This window comes from Alteribacter salitolerans (genome assembly GCF_016901055.1).
Lineage (GTDB): Bacteria > Bacillota > Bacilli > Bacillales > Salisediminibacteriaceae > Alteribacter > Alteribacter keqinensis.
In genome coordinates this window covers 84,859-104,515 of the sequence record NZ_JAFEUX010000011.1, presented here as the reverse complement: position 1 = coordinate 104,515, position 19,657 = coordinate 84,859, and the positions used below count along the sequence as shown (strand labels likewise).

19 protein-coding genes and 1 riboswitch are annotated in these 19,657 nt (G+C 46.4%); of the genes, 8 read left to right on the top strand and 11 right to left on the bottom strand.

Annotation, left to right across the window (positions count from 1 at the left end; genetic code table 11):
- Positions 1-95: 95 nt before the first annotated feature.
- Positions 96-2,570, bottom strand: coding sequence for a penicillin acylase family protein (locus JSY36_RS17710; RefSeq protein WP_205167381.1), 2,475 nt, complete (start codon positions 2,568-2,570; stop codon positions 96-98).
- Between the two features lie 141 nt (positions 2,571-2,711).
- Positions 2,712-2,879: riboswitch (M-box (ykoK) riboswitch) on the top strand.
- Between the two features lie 232 nt (positions 2,880-3,111).
- Here JSY36_RS17710 and mgtE point away from each other — a divergent pair.
- A complete protein-coding gene (gene mgtE, locus JSY36_RS17705) occupies positions 3,112-4,473 on the top strand; it encodes a magnesium transporter (protein ID WP_205167380.1) in 1,362 nt (453 codons plus the stop codon).
- 135 nt (positions 4,474-4,608) lie between these two features.
- On the opposite strand, the gene JSY36_RS17700 is transcribed toward mgtE, so the two are convergent.
- Together JSY36_RS17700 and JSY36_RS17695 are read right to left on the bottom strand one after the other, a co-directional pair.
- The gene (locus tag JSY36_RS17700; protein WP_205167379.1) at positions 4,609-5,688 is read right to left on the bottom strand and encodes a M42 family metallopeptidase; all 1,080 of its coding nucleotides are present in this window, start codon (positions 5,686-5,688) and stop codon (positions 4,609-4,611) included.
- 197 nt (positions 5,689-5,885) lie between these two features.
- On the bottom strand, positions 5,886-6,206 hold the full coding sequence (locus JSY36_RS17695; protein WP_336511525.1) for a universal stress protein: 321 nt from the start codon (positions 6,204-6,206) through the stop codon (positions 5,886-5,888).
- 237 nt (positions 6,207-6,443) lie between these two features.
- Between JSY36_RS17695 and JSY36_RS17690 the strand changes: the two genes are divergently transcribed.
- The 3 genes from JSY36_RS17690 (at position 6,444) to JSY36_RS17680 (ending at position 9,500) form a co-directional block, all read left to right on the top strand.
- Positions 6,444-6,701 carry a hypothetical protein gene (locus JSY36_RS17690; RefSeq protein WP_205167378.1) on the top strand — a complete coding sequence of 86 codons (258 nt, stop codon included), beginning with the start codon at positions 6,444-6,446 and terminating at the stop codon, positions 6,699-6,701.
- A 111-nt stretch (positions 6,702-6,812) separates the two neighbouring features.
- On the top strand, positions 6,813-7,757 hold the full coding sequence (gene pfkA / locus JSY36_RS17685; RefSeq protein ID WP_205167402.1) for a 6-phosphofructokinase: 945 nt from the start codon (positions 6,813-6,815) through the stop codon (positions 7,755-7,757).
- A gap of 471 nt (positions 7,758-8,228) precedes the next feature.
- On the top strand, positions 8,229-9,500 hold the full coding sequence (locus JSY36_RS17680; RefSeq protein ID WP_205167377.1) for an ammonium transporter: 1,272 nt from the start codon (positions 8,229-8,231) through the stop codon (positions 9,498-9,500).
- Positions 9,501-9,580: 80 nt separating this feature from the next.
- Here JSY36_RS17680 and JSY36_RS17675 read toward each other — a convergent pair whose 3' ends face one another.
- From JSY36_RS17675 to JSY36_RS17655, 5 genes are all read right to left on the bottom strand, one after another.
- Positions 9,581-10,285 carry a hypothetical protein gene (locus JSY36_RS17675; protein WP_205167376.1) on the bottom strand — a complete coding sequence of 235 codons (705 nt, stop codon included), beginning with the start codon at positions 10,283-10,285 and terminating at the stop codon, positions 9,581-9,583.
- The gene (locus JSY36_RS17670) at positions 10,282-11,169 is read right to left on the bottom strand and encodes an ATP-binding cassette domain-containing protein (RefSeq protein WP_205167375.1); all 888 of its coding nucleotides are present in this window, start codon (positions 11,167-11,169) and stop codon (positions 10,282-10,284) included. The genes JSY36_RS17675 and JSY36_RS17670 overlap by 4 nt, the downstream gene beginning before the upstream one ends.
- Positions 11,166-11,537 (bottom strand): GntR family transcriptional regulator, encoded by a 372-nt coding sequence (locus JSY36_RS17665; protein WP_205167374.1) that lies wholly within the window; start codon positions 11,535-11,537, stop codon positions 11,166-11,168. The genes JSY36_RS17670 and JSY36_RS17665 overlap by 4 nt, the downstream gene beginning before the upstream one ends.
- A 160-nt stretch (positions 11,538-11,697) precedes the next feature.
- Positions 11,698-11,949, bottom strand: a complete 252-nt coding sequence (locus JSY36_RS17660) for a hypothetical protein (RefSeq protein WP_205167373.1) — start codon at positions 11,947-11,949, stop codon at positions 11,698-11,700.
- Positions 11,950-11,972: 23 nt separating this feature from the next.
- A complete protein-coding gene (locus JSY36_RS17655; protein WP_205167372.1) occupies positions 11,973-12,230 on the bottom strand; it encodes a hypothetical protein in 258 nt (85 codons plus the stop codon).
- A 150-nt stretch (positions 12,231-12,380) separates the two neighbouring features.
- Between JSY36_RS17655 and JSY36_RS17650 the strand changes: the two genes are divergently transcribed.
- The 4 genes from JSY36_RS17650 to JSY36_RS17635 all read left to right on the top strand — a co-directional run bounded on the left by JSY36_RS17650 (position 12,381) and on the right by JSY36_RS17635 (position 16,825).
- Positions 12,381-13,925, top strand: coding sequence for a peptide chain release factor 3 (locus JSY36_RS17650; protein WP_205167371.1), 1,545 nt, complete (start codon positions 12,381-12,383; stop codon positions 13,923-13,925).
- A gap of 781 nt (positions 13,926-14,706) precedes the next feature.
- On the top strand, positions 14,707-15,402 hold the full coding sequence (locus JSY36_RS17645) for a DUF1538 domain-containing protein (RefSeq protein WP_205167370.1): 696 nt from the start codon (positions 14,707-14,709) through the stop codon (positions 15,400-15,402).
- Positions 15,399-16,130, top strand: a complete 732-nt coding sequence (locus JSY36_RS17640) for a DUF1538 domain-containing protein (protein WP_205167369.1) — start codon at positions 15,399-15,401, stop codon at positions 16,128-16,130. Before JSY36_RS17645 ends, JSY36_RS17640 begins: the two co-directional genes overlap by 4 nt.
- Positions 16,127-16,825, top strand: coding sequence for a P-II family nitrogen regulator (locus JSY36_RS17635; RefSeq protein ID WP_205167368.1), 699 nt, complete (start codon positions 16,127-16,129; stop codon positions 16,823-16,825). The genes JSY36_RS17640 and JSY36_RS17635 overlap by 4 nt, the downstream gene beginning before the upstream one ends.
- 44 nt (positions 16,826-16,869) lie before the next feature.
- Here the strand turns inward: JSY36_RS17635 and JSY36_RS17630 are convergent, their stop codons facing one another.
- The 3 genes from JSY36_RS17630 to JSY36_RS17620 all read right to left on the bottom strand — a co-directional run bounded on the left by JSY36_RS17630 (position 16,870) and on the right by JSY36_RS17620 (position 19,612).
- Positions 16,870-17,457: a pentapeptide repeat-containing protein gene (locus JSY36_RS17630; RefSeq protein WP_205167367.1), complete on the bottom strand. Its 588-nt coding sequence runs from the start codon at positions 17,455-17,457 to the stop codon at positions 16,870-16,872.
- A gap of 84 nt (positions 17,458-17,541) precedes the next feature.
- Complete coding sequence (locus JSY36_RS17625) at positions 17,542-17,733, bottom strand: aspartyl-phosphate phosphatase Spo0E family protein (protein WP_205167366.1); 192 nt, start codon at positions 17,731-17,733, stop codon at positions 17,542-17,544.
- 142 nt (positions 17,734-17,875) lie between these two features.
- Positions 17,876-19,612, bottom strand: a complete 1,737-nt coding sequence (locus JSY36_RS17620) for a phospho-sugar mutase (protein WP_205167365.1) — start codon at positions 19,610-19,612, stop codon at positions 17,876-17,878.
- Positions 19,613-19,657 lie beyond the last annotated feature (45 nt).

The window sequence follows — 19,657 nt, the reverse complement described above, 5'->3', positions numbered from 1 at the left end:
CAAATCCCCCAAAAATCCCCGCCAGCTCCCGCTCAAAACCCCCGCCAGCTAAAAAAACCGCCCTCTCCCCCAGGAAAGTCCGGCCTTTTTGTAAACTATTCCTCCCGGACAGGCACAAATGTCTTCACATTCGCCCCATCCTCTGGTCCCATGTTATAACGCATCGGCAGTAACTCACCATCCACCCACGCTTCAATCTGATCATCGTAATGAGGCGACATAACCTGTCCCGACTGCCCGGGCATCACAATGTCCTCTGTCGGCTCCTCAAGAGCGAGATCAGCGACAAACCGCCATCCTCCTCCGTGATTAACCCGGCCTGTCTCTTCATCATACGAATGAGCGCCGGGGGTGGCCCCGCTCCCTCCGACCTCCCACGACCCGAGATCAAACAAGTAGTTGAGAGGCTGCACACTACTGAGAGGATGCTTGATGGTCATCTGGTGCCATTCTCCCCATGACCAGCTTTCCGGATCACTTCCCTGCAATTCTTCCGCAGTAGCTACAGCTTCCACAAACGTTTCCCGGGAAAAATCCGTATAGTCCCGCTGCCATTGTTCATCTAAAAATCCAAACATCCTCCCCCCTTGATCCCCAGAAGCCTCTACAATTGTATTATGGATCACGAGGGCACTGGAGTATGGGAAGCTCACAATATCCTCAAACATCCGCTCACTGAACTGGTTGTACCACTGATGCCACAGGAGCGCTCCCCCTGAGTCCGTACTTTCAACAAAGTCCCAGTCCCGGAGAAGAGAGAGAGCTTCTTTCTCTTGCTCGCTCAGCTCTCCTTCACTTTTTTCCACCTCATCCACGAGCAATGGCACGAGGGCTCTTGCCTGGGTGTTCAAAAAGTCCACCTGCATCTCTTTACTCTGATCTGCCGTAAACGCCTTGCCTGACTCGATCCGGTCCACTATTATCTCCTCTATCCGCTCAGCCCGGTAAGGGTAAAAACTGCGGCCGATTTCATACGGATACTCGTCATCCACCGGCTTGTTGTTGGCGGTCATCACATACCCGTCTTCCGGATTAATGATTTGCGGGAGGTCTTCCGTTTCAATAAACCCGTTCCACTGGTAATCAGGGTCCCAGCCGGGAACGGGAAGAAGGCCGACTGAATTTTGCCTGTCGGGAAGTCTGGCCTGCCCCCGGTAAGCGATGTTCCCTTCCCGGTCGGCAAATACCCAGCTGAGTGCCGGGGTCACAAAGCCGTCCAGTCCTTCCATAAATTCATAGACATCCGACGAACGGTTGAGCTTAAGCACCCCGTTCAGCTCCTCTCCCGCTTCTCTTCCCGTCCACCGTAAACTGATAGCCTGATAAGGGGCGTCCGAATCTGCCTGAAAGCTGACTTCGGCGTTCTCCTCAGTAAAAAGACTCGTCATCACGGGGCCGTTTCTCGTCACCTCAACCGTTTCTGTATGTGGGTCCTCTCCGTCGATTTCGATCACTTCTTCAATGACCTCAGCCTCTTCCCATTCCCCGTCGTATAAATAAAAATGAGGTTCTTCCGGGTGAGCCTGCTCCAGAAACAAATCTTCCTGGTCCACACTCATGGACGTGACGCCCCAGGCAAGGTTTTCATTATGGCCGAGCACGACGCCGGGCACCCCGGGTACGGTCACACCGACGCTGTGAAAATCTCCATCAAGTTCAAGATGGGTCTGATACCATACACTCGGAATCGCAAGCCCCAGGTGCGGATCGTTTGCTACAATCGGAAATCCGGATTCCGTATACTCACCGCCAATAGCCCAGTTGTTGCTCCCGTTGAATTCCGATGGGGCAAAACTCATTAATGAATTGAGCGATCCACTGTCAAACGGCATGTCTTCTAATTCAATTTGTTCGTAGATTGTCGGGAAATGATCGGCGATGTGATACTCCGGAAAAAGAAATTGCGCATCTTCTCCCAAAGCCTGGACCAGCTGATAGTTTTCCAGTTCATTTCTGTGATTTCCTGTAAGGGTATAGCCCATGTATTTTACGACGATGGCACTGTCTTCAGCAGTCCACGGCTCCGGTTCGTAGCCGAGAATTTTAAACTCGAGCGGTTCGTTTCCCTCTTTAAAGGCTTCGTTAATATAAGCTGTGACCCCGGCTGAAAAAGCGTCCACTGCCTGCTTTGTCTCCTCGTCAAAAAGCTCAATCATCGCCTCTGTATACCGGTGCATCCCGTATGTCCGGAAAAAGCGGTCGCTGTCAAGAGCAGCACTCCCCACCACTTCAGACAGCCGTCCCCCGGCAAGACGTCTCGTCATATCCATTTGAAACAGGCGGTCCTGGGCTGTGACGTAACCCTGGATGTAAAAAAGATCCTCCAGATTATCTGCCGTTATTTTCGCCACACCACGTTCGTCCCTAACGACTGTCACCTCATTTGTAAGACTCTCCATCTGCTTTTCACCTTCCAATACGGGGAGGCTTTTTGTAATATACCAGTAACCCGTTCCGGCTCCTATTAAAAATAAAAAGATGAGAATTCCTCCAAGAATCATAAGGATTTTTACCCATCTTCTTTTTATAACCGGCTTTTTATCTCTTTCGATAACAACTTGTTGTGACATCTTTATCCCCCTGTATACAAACCTTTTTGTACTATAAGAATTCGCTTTGCCAGAGGTTTTTTCCTTTTTTGAAAGAAGTGAGCAACACTGTTGACACTTGGTTCCTTGTCGTTTATCATTGCAGACAGTTGAAAAAAACTGAACATTCCTCGTTAGGTGAGGCTCCTGTACAGGAGATACGCTACTGCCCAAAAATGTCCAAAGACGCCAATGGGTCAACTGGAATCATCGACATAAGGTGTTTCCTAATGTAGCTGGGTGTATGCCCTATGCCGTACAGTGCTAAAGCTCTACGAATGGAGGGAAGCCATCAGCGGTTATTTGCCATGCATATAACACCTTCATTTGTTTGAAATGAAGGTGTTTTTTTAGGTTTTATGCGAAAAATGAAACAGACCAAGTTGGAGGTGGTGTGAAATGGACCCGAGTCCCAGTCCAAGTTTAATTGGAAGTTTTGTCAGGAGAAAAACAGGAAATTTAATACTAAGAGCAGGGTTCATTCACACTTTGTGCCTGACCTTGTTTAAGGAGGCTGACCAATATGGTAAAACTGACTGAACAAAACCGCGAGCAGTATGCAAAAAGTATTCTGGATGCACTTATTGCGGAAGACATCCAGGAATTCCGGCATTTATTTTTGGAACTGCATCCGCAGGATCAGCTCGACTTTTTCCTTGAGCTTACTGAAGTACAACGAAAAAAAGTATACGAGTACCTTTCACCGGAAGAGTTCTCTGAGATCTTTCAGGAGCTGGAGCTTGAAGAACAAAAAAGCACAATTGAAGAACTGGATACGATTTATACACAAAGTGTATTTGCTGAAATGTCCGCCGATGATGCCGCCGATTTCCTCGGAGAAGTTCCTGAAGCAACGGTTAAGAGAGTGCTGGATGGGCTTGAGTCGGAGGATGCCAAAGACATTCGTGAACTTTTAAGCTATGAAGAGGAAACTGCCGGTGCGATTATGACCAAGGAGTTCATTAACATCACTGCTCAATCCACTGTAAGAGATGTGATCGAGCTTCTTCGCCAGGAAGGCCCTGACGCAGAGACGATCTACTATTTGTACGTTGTAAACGGCAATCATGAGCTTGCAGGCGTTGTTTCCCTTCGTGATCTGATTATCAGCGATCCGAATGAAAAAGTGGAAAATGTAATGAGTACCCGTTTGGTTTCTGTTAAGACTGATGATGACCAGGAGGACGTTGCGAACTTAATTAAAAAGTACGACTTCCTCGCTGTTCCGGTTGTGACGTCAACAAACACCCTTGTTGGGATTATCACAGTCGATGATATTATTGACGTTATTGAAGAAGAAGCCACAGAAGATATCGGTGAGCTGGCCGCATCCCGTGGTGCGACTGACGTAAACCTGTCTTCCTTTACAGCTGCTAAAAAGCGTTCCCCATGGATCATCATGCTGATGTTTTTCGGCTTGATTACAGCAGGAGTGATCGGACAGTTCGAGCAGACTCTGGAACAAATCGTGCTGCTTGCTGTCTTTATCCCTCTTTTGATGGACTCGGCAGGAAATACAGGCACACAATCCCTGGCTGTTATGGTCCGTTCTCTTGCAACAGGATCCTTCGAGAAAAAAGGGATGTTCAACACCATTAAAAGAGAGTTTGGAACAGGAATATTCCTCGGTCTGATCTGTGCCGTAGTATTAATGATTCTCATCCCTATCGTGTATGGTGATGTGATGATTGCCATCATTGTTGCTGTTTCCTTATTCTTCACCCTTAGTATCGCAACGATTGTCGGTGCAGTCGTTCCTGTTATTATCAATAAAATGAAGCTGGATCCGGCGATCGCATCCGGTCCGTTTATTACAACGGTAAACGATGTGTTAGGTCTGATGATCTACTTCTCCTTCGCAACAGCTATGCTGCAGTATCTGTAAACCAAACCCCGGAGACCTTTTTGGTCTCCGGGGTTTCTTCACGTGGGGCCAGGCTCTGCGTGCAGGGTATCACACAGTGCCTGGCCCCACGTGAAAAAGCTCACAGAGTGCCTGGCACCTTGTGAGCTTTTCACATTATTCAAGACCTTTGATGCTTTGGACGGTTTGTTCATCAAGGGCACTGATGACTTTAACGAGAAGCTCGACGGCGTTGTCGAGGTCGTCTTGATGAACGATAGACACATGGCTGTGGATATATCTCGCTGGGACGCTTACAACAAGTGTCGGGATCCCGTGTCCTTCGAGATGAAACTTCCCGCCGTCGGTAGCTCCCCCGCTCATAAGCTCACGCTGGAACGGAATGTTGTTATCCTTGGCAATGTTCACAGCGAGGTCCCGAAGCTTTCTGTGTGGAATCATCGAACGGTCCAGAAAACCGATGATAGGACCTTTCCCGAGCTCAAGGTTTGCCGCTTCCTGGTTCATCCCCGGCGTATCCCCTGCCACCCCAACATCGGTCGCAAATGCGATGTCCGGCTGGATTGTCTGAACAAGGGTTTGTGCCCCTCGAAGGCCCACCTCTTCCTGAACCGTTGCTCCTGAATACAGCGTGTTCGGATTGTTGGCACCTTTTAGTCTCTCGAGTACTTTAAGAGACACATAGCACCCGGCACGGTTATCCCAGTTTCTCGCTAAAAGCATCTTCGGGTTTGGAAGAACTTCAAGTTCTCCCACAGGACATATCGCATCGCCCACTTCAACCCCAAACTCCCTTGCTTCTTCATCACTGGAGGCGCCGATGTCGATAAACATCTTGTCAATCTCCAGCACCTTCTTCCGCTCTTCAGGTGCAAGAACGTGAGGGGCTTTGGAGCCGATCACACCGGTCAAGTCCCCTTTGCCGGCCATCACTTTCACACGCTGTGAAAGCATGACGTGCCCCCACCAGCCGCCGAGAGCTTTAAACTTAATAAAACCGGACTTTGTAATGCTGCTTACGATAAATCCGACTTCATCCAGGTGCCCTGCGAGAAGAATTTTTGGTCCGCTCTTTCCTATCCGACCCGTGATTCCTCCGAAGTTATCAGTCACAATTTCTTCACTCAGAGGTTCTATGTGTTTTTTCATCACATTGTATGCCCGGTCTTCAAATCCCGGTACGCCTTCTGCATTCGTTAATTCACGCATCAATTCGTATGTTTTGTTATCTTCCATTCGTGGTCACCTCTTTCCTTTTTTAGTATGTACAGGAATTTTGGTTGCATGCCGTGTTTAGGGTTAGGGATGAATTATATGGAGTTAGGGGTGAAAAAAAAGGATGTTAGGGGTGAATAACTGCGAGTTAAGGGAGAATCCCTTAAATAAAACCAAAGAAAAAAGCCGCCTCTGCAAACGAGGTGACTTCCTTGTGCTTATTTAACCAGCATAACCGGTGATTTTACGTGTTTCATGACTTTGTGGCTGACTCCGCCGAGAATGAACGTTTGAAACTCGTTACGTCCGCGGCTTCCCATGACGAGGCAGTCATACTCCCCGTCGTTTGCGTGTTCAATAATCGTTTCTGCCGGAGAGCCATGAAGAATCTTAGTTTCGTAATTTACACCTTTATTGAAAAGCTTCGCTTCGTACTTCTGAAGCATTTCTTTACGCTTAAAAGACGCTGTATCAGAGTCACCGTACTTTAACACATCAGACTTTGACTTGTTTCCGTCAACGACATAAAGAAGTTCAATTGCAGCCCCGTCCGTCAGTTAGATATTCCCGAAAACTAAAAAACGAATGTAAGCGTAAATCATCGTGTAAATACTCCTGTTTTCTTCTCAATTCACCTCATTTCGCCTATTTTCATAAAATGGACACAAAATCAATATAAAATAATTCTGAATATAATGATTTCGTTTATACAAGCACTTCTTTTGCCACATACATTATGTTAGACCGGCCACCACGCTACGAAAGGAATCATTTGTATGGATATGTTGTACATCGTTATTCTCTTCACCTCACAGGTGGACTACATGTATGTAAGTGCAACCCCTTTTAATGAGACTGACCGGACACCTGCTCTTACCATCTCCGGGACGGACGGTTCGGAATTTTACATCAACGGAGATTTCATTTATCTAAAAAAAGAAGTTACCACGTCAAATGTCACTGTACTTGAAGAAGTCTATGAAGACTACTTACTGGAGTCAGGTAAAGAACTCGTCATTTTTGATATAGAATAGTAGCGTTCAGGAAAGGAAAGCGCTATCATATATTTATAGAAGAAAACAAGCAGCTCTTTTTCCGGGTTGCTTGTTTTATTTTGAGAGGGTGATAACGTGAAAATTGCAGTCATGACCAGTGGAGGCGACTCTCCCGGAATGAATGCCGGGGTCCGTGCGGTTGTAAAAAAGGCGATTTATCATAATCTTGATGTGTACGGTATTTACCGGGGATTTGAAGGCTTAATGGAAGATGACCTGAAGAAACTCGCTTTAAAGGATGTAGGAAGCATTATTCACCGCGGGGGCACCGTTCTTTATTCAGCCAGAAGCGAACGGTTTAAAACAGAACAAGGACAGTCCCAGGCATTGGATGTGCTTAGAAAGCACGGGATAGAAGGACTTGTCGTCATTGGCGGGGACGGATCTTACCGCGGGGCACAGGTTCTTCACAATCACGGTATCAAAACGATCGGGCTGCCGGGGACAATTGATAATGACATCCGGGGAACCGATTATACACTCGGCTTTGATACAGCCATTAACACGGTTATTGATGCCATCGATAAAATCCGTGACACAGCAACTTCCCATGAACGTACTTATGTCGTGGAAGTAATGGGCCGGGATGCGGGTGACATTGCTGCATGGTGCGGCCTCGGCGCCGGTGCCGAGAGTGTCCTGCTGCCGGAAGTCGAATCAAGCCGCGACGAAATGATTCAGCGGATCCAGGACGGATTTGAGCGTGGTAAAAAACATTCAATCATCATCACAGCAGAAGGTGCCGGAAAGGCCGAAGAAATCGGTCAGTATATCAAAGAAAAAACAAACTTTGATACCCGGGTAACCATTTTAGGACACGTCCAGCGCGGCGGTTCCCCTAGCGCCTTCGACCGTCTCCTCGGCTCCCGGCTCGGGGCACGTGCGGTTGAAATGCTGATGAACGGAGAATCCGGTAAAGCACTCGGGCTTGAAAAGAACAGCATTTCCTCCCACGATTTCGACTATGTACTCGAGGACAAAGAAAACGAAGATATTAAAAAGCTTTATAACCTGGCAATCGAATTGTCTATTTAAAGAGAAGCGTCTCTCCATCTGGAGAGGCGTTTTTTTAGATGAACGACTCTCGGGTCGCTCTTTGGTGGGGGAAATCCATGAACAATCGGTGAAGGTCGATGAATAAATGAGGTAACTCGATGAACAAACCTCTCATCGTGATGTCTTAAATCCTACAACTCGTAGCATTAATTCCCTCACAACCAGTATCCCCTCTCACTGGACCGTCCTTCCCCCGCACACATATCCGACACTTTTACATTTTTATCGACCATTTTCTTCGATACTCCCCTTTTTCAGGCCTGACCACTTGGGTATGTTTCCATCCTTCCATCTCCCTTCTCCCCCTTACTTTCGTCATCATTCTACCAACTTCTTTTTTTATTTAATTTTCTAAAAAGTGTGTCACATAATCTGACCGGTTTATAGTCACACCGCTCAGGACTGACTACACTATAAAAAAACAGCAACACTGAAAGGGGAAAGAACTCTATGGAAGACAGTATTTTTCTGATGAACAACGTATGGGTTATTTTTGCAACAGTGCTTGTTATTTTGATGCAGGGAGGATTTATTCTCCTTGAGGCCGGATCGACAAGAATGAAAAACGCGGGGCATACGGCTGGTAAATCAATTTTCGCGTTTGGTATTGCCTCACTTACTTTTTGGGCAGTAGGCTATGGTTTTATTTACGGTGAAGGAAATGCCTTTATTGGTTTATCTGACTTTTTCTTTGGTGATTTTACTGGAGTATCTGACGGATTGATGGGCTCGGTTGACTTTATGTTCCAGCTTGCTTTTGCCGGAATCGCCCTCGCTATTGCTTTAGGTGGCTTTGCAGAAAGAGCGAAGATTTCTGTTTATATCATCTTCGCCGTCGTGTTTGCCGCATTCATTTATCCTGTCGTTGCACACTGGATTTGGGGAAGCGGCTGGTTAGCGGGCCTTGATAAACAGGATTTTGCCGGTTCAACCGTTGTTCACTTGACCGGTGCGATGGCTGCATTGGCCGCAACGATTTTATTAAAACCTCGAATTGGGAAATTTAATGCAAATGGCTCTTCCAATCCACTGAGCGGTCACAATCAGGTTTACACTGTCCTTGGTGTCTTGATTCTATGGGTTGGCTGGTTTGGCTTTAACGCTGGCAGTACACTTGAAGTCGCTGACGGATTTTTCGGCTATGTAGCTCTTAATACGCAGCTTGCTGCAGCTGCAGGTGCCATTGCTGCTCTCTTTATTACATGGGTTGACCGTGGAAAAGCGGACATTCCGACGATGCTGAACGGAACACTTGCGGGCCTCGTTGCTATTACCGCCTCTTGTGCCTTCGTTGCTCCATGGGCAGCCGTACTCATTGGTTTTGTAGGTGGAATTATCGTCCACTTCAGCATGAAGTTCTTTGAGAAAAAAGGTATCGACGATCCGATTTACGCTCTTTCCGTACACGGTGTAGCCGGGGTATGGGGTACATTGTCCACCGGCTTCTTTGCCACTCCACAGCTTTCTGCCATGAACGGCGGAAGTGCCGGCCTTCTTTACGGTGGCGGGTTTACTCAGCTCGGCGTTCAGGCAATCGGCGTTATGGCTTGCGGAGCATTCGCCTTTATCGCTTCTTACGGATTCCTGTTACTCATCCGCCCGATGGTTGGAGGGCTTCGAGTATCCCGCGAGAAAGAACTCCTCGGTCTTGATATGAGTGAACACGGAAGCTATGGCTATCCAGAGAACTTTGCTCCTGAAGAAGCGAAATCTCAAGCGTGATCTCCCGGCTTTTGCCGGTGATCCAATAGAATTGCTTCCCCTTGAAAGGACCGCCCTCATCAGCCAGGGCGGTCCTCTTTTTATACCGTTTTTTCCTTAAGATAAATATTAAACTGTCTGACCATCAGATAAGGTCCAGCAAAGGCAACTGCCGCAACAATCAGGACCACCCCTGTCGTTTCCCAGAGACTGCTTTCGGCAAGACCGTTAAACAGCTTCATCCACACCGCTTCTCTTGCATCCGGGATTATGGCAGACAAGGCCACCAGCCCACCAATGATCATTAGAGAAATGGGACCGAAACGATAATACAGGACTGATACTGAAAAACCGAGCGCTGTGACCATGAGAATGAACGAAACATCAACAGCATACATCGTAAAAACCGTCGGATCCGCAGTCATAAATTCAGTAATATGGGCGAGACTCATTTCTTCTGCCTGCCATCTTGTCAGCGCATCAAGAGCAAGGTACACTAACGTGTGAATTAAACTTCCAAGGAGGGCAAGTACTACAGCACTTCCTACAGCTCCCTTATAAATTTGCTTACGGGTTGCCCCGAAAGACGATCCGTACGTTAGTGCGAGGCGAAACAACTGACTTCCGATAACCACAAAATAAACGTAAACGGCCGCATTGGTCTGAAAAATGACCTGGTCAGACTGGTAAACAGCTGTATAAAGGATCCCCAGCCCCACAATCCCAAAAAGGATCGCCCAAAAGTAAATAAAGGATTTACTCATCTCAATCCAGACGATACGCCAAACTCCCATCAGCTCTCTCATGCTCCCACTCCCTCTTTTTTACGGTCTGTTTTGCGCAGTAAATAATCCTGCAGGCTCGGCACTTCCTTCATGCTGTCAAAGTACTGAAGCTCCTCCCACAGTTCACTGTCCTTCTCCACTAGCAGAGATACAGTGGGACCGAGTGTTTTTGTTTCCAGGACATCGGCATGAGTCAGGTATCCGCCCAGTTCCTTCATCGAACCTGTCACATAGACAGCACCATCGCGGATCGTTTCAATCGATTTTTGCAAAGTAAGCTTTCCATTATCCATTACGATCATCTCTTCAATCACCGATTGGAGTTCCTGAATAAAGTGAGTAGACAAAAGAATCGTCCGGTCTCCTTCCTCAAGTTCAGACAGCAATAAGTCATAAAAAACCTCCCGGACAGCAGCATCAAGACCATTGGTAGGTTCATCAAACACCGTCAATTCAGCCCTGCTCGCTAGACCCACTGTTAACGCAACCGCTGTCTTCATCCCTTTGGAAAGAGACTTCACACGCTGTGACTCGTTTAAAGAAAAAGCGTTTAAGCTGTGAATGGCAAGCTCTTTATCCCAATTTGGATAAAAATGAGCGGCAACCCCCAGTACGTCTTTTATTTTCCACGCAGGGTTCATAGGATGATTTTCCTGAATGAAGCAGATTCTCTTTAATACGTTACGATTTTCGAAAGGCTGTTCGGAAAAAAGCTGAACGCATCCTTCATCCGGCCGGAAGAAACCGGCAAGGACTTTCATAAGTGTCGTCTTTCCAGCTCCGTTTCTTCCCCAAAGACCATAGACCTTCCCTTTTTCCAACTTCAAACTGACGTTGTCCAAACCCTTCTTTTGTTTACTGTGAAAGTACGTTAACCCTTCGATTTTCACCACAGTTTCATTCACTCTTCATCCACTCCCTTAGATAACAGTTCTGAAAGCTCAGCCCGCTCCATCCCGATTCGCTTCGCTTCTTTTATGAGCGGTTTGACGAACTCAGTGTAGAACTCCTCTTTTCTTTTTTTCATCAGCTGCTCTTGTGCCCCGTCCGCCACAAACATTCCGACCCCTCTTCGTTTAAAAATCAATCCATCATCCACCAGAGCCTGAATTCCCTTGCCTGCTGTAGCCGGATTAATTTTATAAAACCTGGCAAGCTCATTTGTTGAGGGGAGTCTGTCTCCTTCATTGAGTACTTCATCCAGGATGTCTTCTTCGACCCACTCTTTGATCTGCTGAAAAATCGGCCGGTTTTCATCAATTGTTTTTTTCATACCATCACCAACTCGTTGTTCGTGTCATTTGGTTAGTTACTCAACTAACTAACTAAGATACTACAGCCAGTATATGTAAATGTCAACATCAATTGTATGGAATTTTTAAATATATTTTTGCCTGCCGGCCAAAAAAACCGCCCTTCCCAGGAAGAGCGGTTCAAAGAACAATCGTCGTAAATGCAAATGCCGTAAGGGAATAAACAGCAAGGGCAATAAACAAGTAAGCCAGTTTCTTATGATTTTTTCTCCACTCAAACGATGCCCAAACCCCAAACATAATAGCTATAATGAGCAGGTGATAGGGCAAGGATAAGAGAAGTGCAGGTGATTGAATCGTGTTGTAAAGGAGCAGTCCTCCCATAAATATGAGGAGGATTGCGATCAGCCAGATCCAGCGTTGTTTAGTCATGATGTGTACTCCTGTTGTTTGTTTTACATTGCCAGCAATGTGAATACTACCATCAGCAGGGCGTATGCCGAGAGCAGCGTTAAAATAAAGGCAAAGGGATACGATTTTCTTTTCCAGCGGAGAATGGCCCAAATCCCAAAGGCAAGGCCGATAAGCAGCAGATGGTTCGGGAACGAAAATTCCTGTTCGGCCGCCTGCTGAAATACATACACTCCGCTTGAGGCGATGACGATCGCAAAAATTGCGGACATAAGATAATAAAACAAACGTTCATCCTTCATTGTTTCTCCCTCCCTCTTCTCTCTCTTATGTGTTATTTTCCCGCTCTGTTTAAGAACCATGCATTTTTAGAGTGATTCCTGCCCGTAAGTTGTATATAATGGGGAGATGAATGTAAATATGAACGCTTGAATGTAGAAAGGGTTATGTACATGACTGCCGAATTACCAAGAAAAACATTTGCCATCATCTCCCACCCGGACGCCGGGAAAACCACTTTGACCGAGAAGCTGTTATTCCTCGGCGGCGGAATCCGTGACGCAGGAACGGTTAAAGGAAAAAAGAGCGGAAAGTTTGCGACTTCCGACTGGATGGAGATCGAAAAACAACGTGGAATCTCCGTTACGTCCAGTGTGATGCAGCTCATTTATGACGACGTACAAATCAATATTCTCGATACACCCGGACACCAGGACTTCAGTGAAGATACGTACCGTACCCTTACTGCCGTGGACACTGCCGTAATGGTGATCGACAGCGTAAAAGGGATCGAAGCCCAGACCCTGAAGCTCTTTAAAGTATGTAAAATGCGGGGAATTCCAATCCTCACGTTCATCAATAAGCTTGACCGTGAAGGAAAAGACCCTCTTGATCTTTTAGCTGAAATTGAAGAAGTTCTTGAGATGGAAACGTATCCGATGAACTGGCCAATCGGAATGGGTAAAACCCTCAAAGGCATTTACAGCCGTGAGAAGAACAAAATTGAAATTTACAATGATCAGCACGAACGTGTCATTGTGGACTACAACGAGCAGACAATGCTTGAGGACTATGAGAAAGAAAAGCTTGAAGAAGATGTTATGCTTTTGGACGAAGCAGGTAACGACTTCACGATGGACAAAGTCCGTAATGGTGAGCTTACCCCGGTTTTCTTCGGAAGTGCCCTTTCCAGCTTCGGGGTGCAGTCGTTCCTCGATGAATTCGTCAATCTTGCTGCACCGCCCCAGCCGAGAAAAGCGGGGGGAGAACTGATCAGTACAGACGGAGACACGTTCAGTGGATTTATCTTTAAGATCCAGGCAAATATGAACCCGAACCACCGTGACCGAATCGCATTCCTGCGGATTTGTTCCGGCAGATTCCAGCGTGGGATGGAAGTCATGCTTTCACGTACGGGCAAAAAAATGAAGCTCTCACAGTCCCACTCCTTCTTTGCTTCGGACCGTGAAACCGTCAATGACGCTCTTCCGGGAGACATCATCGGTCTTTACGACTCAGGTAACTTTGAGGTAGGCGACACGATCGTGACCGGCAGTGAGGCGTTCCAGTATGAAGAAATGCCTCAGTTCCCGCCTGAGAAATTCGCGAAAATAATGGCAAAAAACGCATTGAAGCACAAGCAGTATCACAAAGGCATGAAACAGCTTGTCCAGGAAGGAACGATTCAGCTTTACCGCACACCGTATTTTGACGATTACATTATCGGTGCCGTCGGTGAACTTCAGTTTCAGGTGTTTGAGTACCGCATGAAAAATGAGTACAACGTGGATATCGAGTTCATCCACATGACTCACGAGCTCGCCCGCTGGGTAACGAAAGGCGAAATTACCGATAACATGACCGACAGCCGCAAGATGCTTGTAAAAGACCAGCATGACCGTTCGGTTCTCCTGTTCGAAAACGAATTCGCCCTCCGCTTCTTCCAGGATAAATATCCTGATCTGAAGCTCTCAACAGGCTGGGAGCTGCTTGAGTAGAATAAAACAGTTATAACCCCCTGTCCAAAATATGGATAGGGGGTTTTTTGCTTAGGTGAGGCAGGTATAGTAGCATCTTACGGGCTTGGCTCAGCTGTTTAACGGCTCCACATCTCACACTAACGGGTTTATGCTCTCTATTCACGGCTTTATTGCATCCATTAACGACTTCTGTTCCCTGATTAACGGCTTTACCTCTCCTATTAACGGTTACGCTCTCTTTCCCCATTTTTCCCGTAAGAACCAGCGATCTCAACCTGGCAGAGGTGTGTATTAACGGCTTCATTTTACACATTAACGGCTTCTGCCCCCTGATTAACGGCTTCCACTGTCCTATTAACGGTTAAACACCTTCACCAACCAAAAACCACAACAAAAAAGCCCTCTTTCCCTGAAACAGACTCTCCATTTAAACCGGCTTATTATATCTTCTCTTTCCTTTTCCTTCACAAAAGTGGCAGTTGCTCTTCCTCGACAAAAACCAAAGCTTCCTCTCCACATGACCGGCACCATTACACTGCTTACAGATGTAAATAATGGCCACTTTCCCCACCGCTTTCAATTTCCTTTTAACAGTATACACCGATATTTACAAAAAGTAACCAAGGATTATACAATTAAATAGAAAATTCAGTTAAGTTTTCGCACGCATATTTTTAAGCTTAATAAAAGGGACTGAAGGGTATTAGTAAGTGAAGAGCTATACAAAGATTTAATCCTCATTCGCTCTGCTTCGTTTTATCACTTTATACTATAAATCCAGAAATGTTGGGGAGATGCTATGAAGAATGTAATAGACCAGTTCAAAGAAGTCAGTCTCGCAATCATGCCAATGGCAGCCCTGATCATTTTACTGCAGTTTACGGTTATCGGGATGCCCACAGACGTCTTCATTCGATTTTTGTTCGGAGTCGTTATGGTTGGACTAGGACTCTTTCTTTTTTTACTTGGGGTACATATCGGACTCCTGCCGATTGGTGAACTTATTGGCTCCACCCTGCCCAAGTCGAAAAAACCATGGCTTATTATTACTGTCGGGTTTATTCTCGGGGTTGCTGTGACGATCGCCGAGCCTGACGTGCGCGTCCTCGCTCTTCAAGTGGACCAGGTTTCAGGCGGTGAAATTACAAATACAACCCTCGTGTATACGGTCGCTCTCGGGGTTGGGATCTTTGTGGCACTTGCGATGGCAAGAACCATCTTTGAAATCCCACTCAAATACCTCCTTGTCGGGGGGTACACCCTTGTTTTTGCACTTGCCTTGTTCACCCCGGACAACTTTATTCCCATCTCCTTTGATGCCGGCGGTGTGACAACCGGACCGATGACCGTTCCATTTATCCTTGCCCTGGGCGTCGGGGTCGCCTCCGTTATTCGCGGTGGGAAAGGGTCTTCCAGTGAAGGATTCGGCCTTGTGGCTCTTGCCTCAATCGGACCGATCATTGCCGTCATGATTCTGGGGGTGATTTACGGATGATCAGGGAACTGTTTGAAGGATTTGACCACGTGCTTTTGGAAGTAACGATGGCGGTTATCCCCTTGTTGATATTTTTCCTTGTCTTCCAGCTTTTCTTTCTCAAAATGGACAAGGAGAGAATGAAGAACGTCTTAATCGGAATTGTTCTTACGTTTATGGGGCTCTCGCTCTTTTTACAGGGAGTTGAAGTAGGCTTTTTTCCTGCCGGCGAAGTGATCGGAGAGCTTCTTGGTGAAAGGGAAAACACCCTTATCCTCCTTCCGATACTTGGATTTTTGTTCGGGTTTACAGCAACATTTGCAGAACCTGCGATTCGTATCTTAAACTATGAAGTGGAAAAGGTAACATCAGGGTCCATCTCAAAAAACGTCATGCTTATCACCTTGTCTATCGGGGTAGCCTGCTCGATCGCGTTATCCATGTTCAGAATTGTTCTTGGCATCCCGCTCTGGTATTTAATCGTTCCAGGGTACGCCCTTGCTCTTGTCCTCATTTTCTTTTCAAAGGACCGGTTCATTTCCATTGCCTTTGACGCAGGCGGTGTTGCTACCGGACCGATGACGGTCACCTTTATTATGGCCATTGCTGTAGGGATTGCAGAAGTAACAGAAGGCCGGGATCCATTGATGGACGGGTTTGGTATGATTGCCCTCGTTGCCATTACACCTATTCTGTCTGTACTCATACTCGGATTAATTTACAAATGGAAGGAGAGTACATCTTCATGACACCATCGAAAAAGCACGATCATAAGCTCATTCTCACCATTGTAAAGCGGGGCAGGTCAAAAAAAGTAATGAAAGCATCCAAAGCTGCCGGAGCTGAAGGGGGAACCGTTCTTCTCGCTAATGGCAGAGGGATTCATGAAAAAGGAAAGTCGTTCGGTCTCGACCAGATTTATGAGAAGGATCTGATTCTTACACTGGTCCGGGATGAAATCCTGCCGGGTGTATTAGGAAACATCATTGATACTGTTAAGCTCGATAAAAAGGGACAAGGGCTTGGCTGTATTATCGATATAAAAAAAACAATGGGCATTAATCATATGGACTATGAAGAGAAAGAAAAGGAGGATCTGGCTGAAATGACCGACGACAATAAGGGATTCAACCTGATCGTGACGATCGTAAATAAAGGAGATGCGGGCAAAGTAGTAGACTCTTCCATTGAAGGGGGAGCTGAAGGCGGAACGATCCTGAACGGCCGGGGCAGCGGCATCCATGAAAAGGCCAAGCTTCTTTCCCTTAGCATCGAGCCGGAAAAAGACATTGTTTTAACTCTCATTAAACGCCATAAAACAAAAGAAGTTCTATCGAAAATCGAAGAAGGAACCGAGCTGAATCAACCGGGGAAAGGCATTTGTTTTGTTTTGCCTGTAGAGGAGACGGTAGGCATTCACCATCTTCTGCAGGATGAAGAGTAGGAAGGTTGACCCAAAAGGTAAAAACGACCTTTTGGGTCAACCTCTTAATCGACTTTCGCTCCGTGGCTTTCTGCTACACGTATCGCCTGGTGCCAATCAAGCTTCGTCTCCTGGAGTGTCAGATCCTTAAAGTTAATGCCATCCACCACGGCTCCGCGAAGGTCTGTCTTTTTAAGTATGGCTTTCATCAGTTTTGCCCGTGTCAGATCCGCACCGGTAAAAATCGCGCATGATAAATCAGCTTCATAGAAATCAGCTTCCAGCAGACGGACATTTTTGAACGACTGTTTCCCGAGACTCTGAAGCCTTAAATTGACGTAGGACCAGTCTCCCTCTTCAATAGTCATTCCTGTAAGGATGGCTTCCGTAAAAGAAGACCCCGTCATTTTGCAATACGAGAAGTTCACCGTCCACAGATTTGCCATCTGAAAATCACAATTCAGAAAAGCCGAAGTATGATGAGTGGAATCATTCAGTCTTGCCCCGGTAAAATCACAGTTTTCAAACACACAGCCGGATGTTTTTACATCCTGGAGATCCGCACCTCTGAACTGACAGTCAGTAAAGGTACACCGCTCGATCTGTTCAGGCAGGCTGCTGAACGTTTCGGTTGTATAGATCTGATCTTTCATGTTTATATCAACTCACTTTTCTCTTTTTATAACCGTAGGATTTTGATACCGGTAAGATAAAAAAGCGCAAAGATGCACAGCTTTTTAACTAAAGCCTGCATCACCTGCGCTTTTCTTTGTGCCGTCTGTGTATTGCTGGTACAGATTTAAAAGTTCGTCCAGTTCCTGACTGTACCTGACGGTTTCCTCGGAGGTTAAGCCGTTTTTTTTAGCCGACAGCATCATAAGCTGACGCTTGTCTTCCACATAACGTTTCAGGTCGTGCAACAATACCATATACTCACTACCTCATCTGATTCGGTTAATTATTCTGACAAAAATCACAAATAATGTTAATTACTATTATAAATAAACCATCTTGAAAAGAAAAGAAAAAAGCATGCTGAATGAAAAACAACATGCTTCTTCCCGGTTGATTCTATGACATTTCATTTACTTTTTGTAATACAGCATCCTTCAGCTGTTCAAGCTGTTTTTCTGCTTCACTGAGTGTATCCTTCTTCACTCCGAAGTAGGCTTTAATTTTCGGTTCGGTGCCTGACGGACGAAGGCAATACCAGGAACCGTCTTCCAGTACCACTTTAATGACATTGGAGGAAGGAAGATCAATGATTTCAGAAGAGTCGTCCAGCATGTTCGTGCGTGTGCCGGTTGAGTAGTCTTCCTGCCATTTCACTTTCTGGCCAGCCTGTTCTTTCATCGGTTCACTTCGGAATGATTCCATCATACGGGCCATTGTTTCAGCTCCGCTTTTTCCTTTGAAGACGAATGATTCAAGATCCTCAAGGTAGTATCCATACTGCTCATATAGTTCTGTCAGACCTTCAAAAAGAGTCTTACCCTGTTTTTTATAGTAAGCCGCAACTTCCGACGCCAGAAGAACGGCCTGGATGGCATCTTTGTCACGGGCAAATGGTTCAATTAAGTAGCCATAACTTTCTTCATAACCGAAAAGATACGTATTCTCTTTTGTCTTTTCATACTCGCGGATCTTTTCACCGATAAACTTAAATCCGGTCAGTACGTCCAGCGTTTCCACACCGTATGATCCGGCAATCCGGCGTCCCATTTCAGACGTTACAATTGTTTTAATTACCACGCCGTTTTCAGGAAGCGTGCCTGCAGCTTTTTTCCCGGATAGAAGGTATTCAAGCATAAGAGCACCTGTCTGATTACCTGTAAGCACTTTATACTGGCCATTTGAATCCTTGGCTGCAACACCTACACGGTCACCGTCGGGATCCGTTGCAATCAGAATGTCTGCATCCCGCTTGTCCCCGAGAATCATGGCATGGTCAAATGCCCGGTGTTCTTCCGGGTTTGGAGACGTTACTGCAGAAAATTCGGTATCCGGTACAGCCTGTTCTTCCACGACATGGACATTTTTGAAGCCGGTGCGGCTGAAAGCGTCCATCATCGGTGTTTGAGCTGCGCCGTGTAACGGAGTGAACACAATACTAAGGTCGCTTCCCATTTCTCCGACCAGGCTTTTATCTACGACAACACTCTCCAGTGCCTCTCCGTATGACTTGTCCAGGTCTTCAAGGACATATTGGAAAAGACCCTTTTCAATCAAGGTTTCTTTATCGGCTGTTTCAATTGTAAGTTCATTTTCCACAGCATTTACCATCTCAATCAGACGGTCTGCATCTTTTGGTACGAGCTGCGCGCCATCATCGCCGTATACTTTAAACCCGTTGTATTCCGGAGGGTTGTGGCTCGCCGTAATCATAATGCCTGTATGCGTATTAAGCTCACGCACTGCAAAGGACAGCTGGGGCGTCGGGCGCAATTCCTTAAAGACGTATGCCTTAACTCCGTTTGCCCCAAGTGTGCAGGCTGCTTCGATGGCAAACTCATGACTCATCCGGCGGTTGTCATGGGCAATAACAACGCCTCTGGACATCGCTTCCTCTCCGGCAGCTTTCATGTAATCTGCCAGCCCCTGAGCGGCTTTACGGATTGTATAAACGTTCATCCGGTTCGTACCCGGGCCGATTTCCCCCCGCATTCCACCTGTACCAAACTCAAGGTTTTTGTAAAAGCTGTCTTCAAGATATGTTTCATCCTCTGCTTGCTTTAAAAGTTCCTCTTTCAGATCTTCACGAAGGCTTTCGTAACCAATCCATTTTTCAAACTGTGCTTTCCAGCTCATTTAGTTCCTCCTCATAGTGCATTATTTGTCGTATGTAAGTTTGCT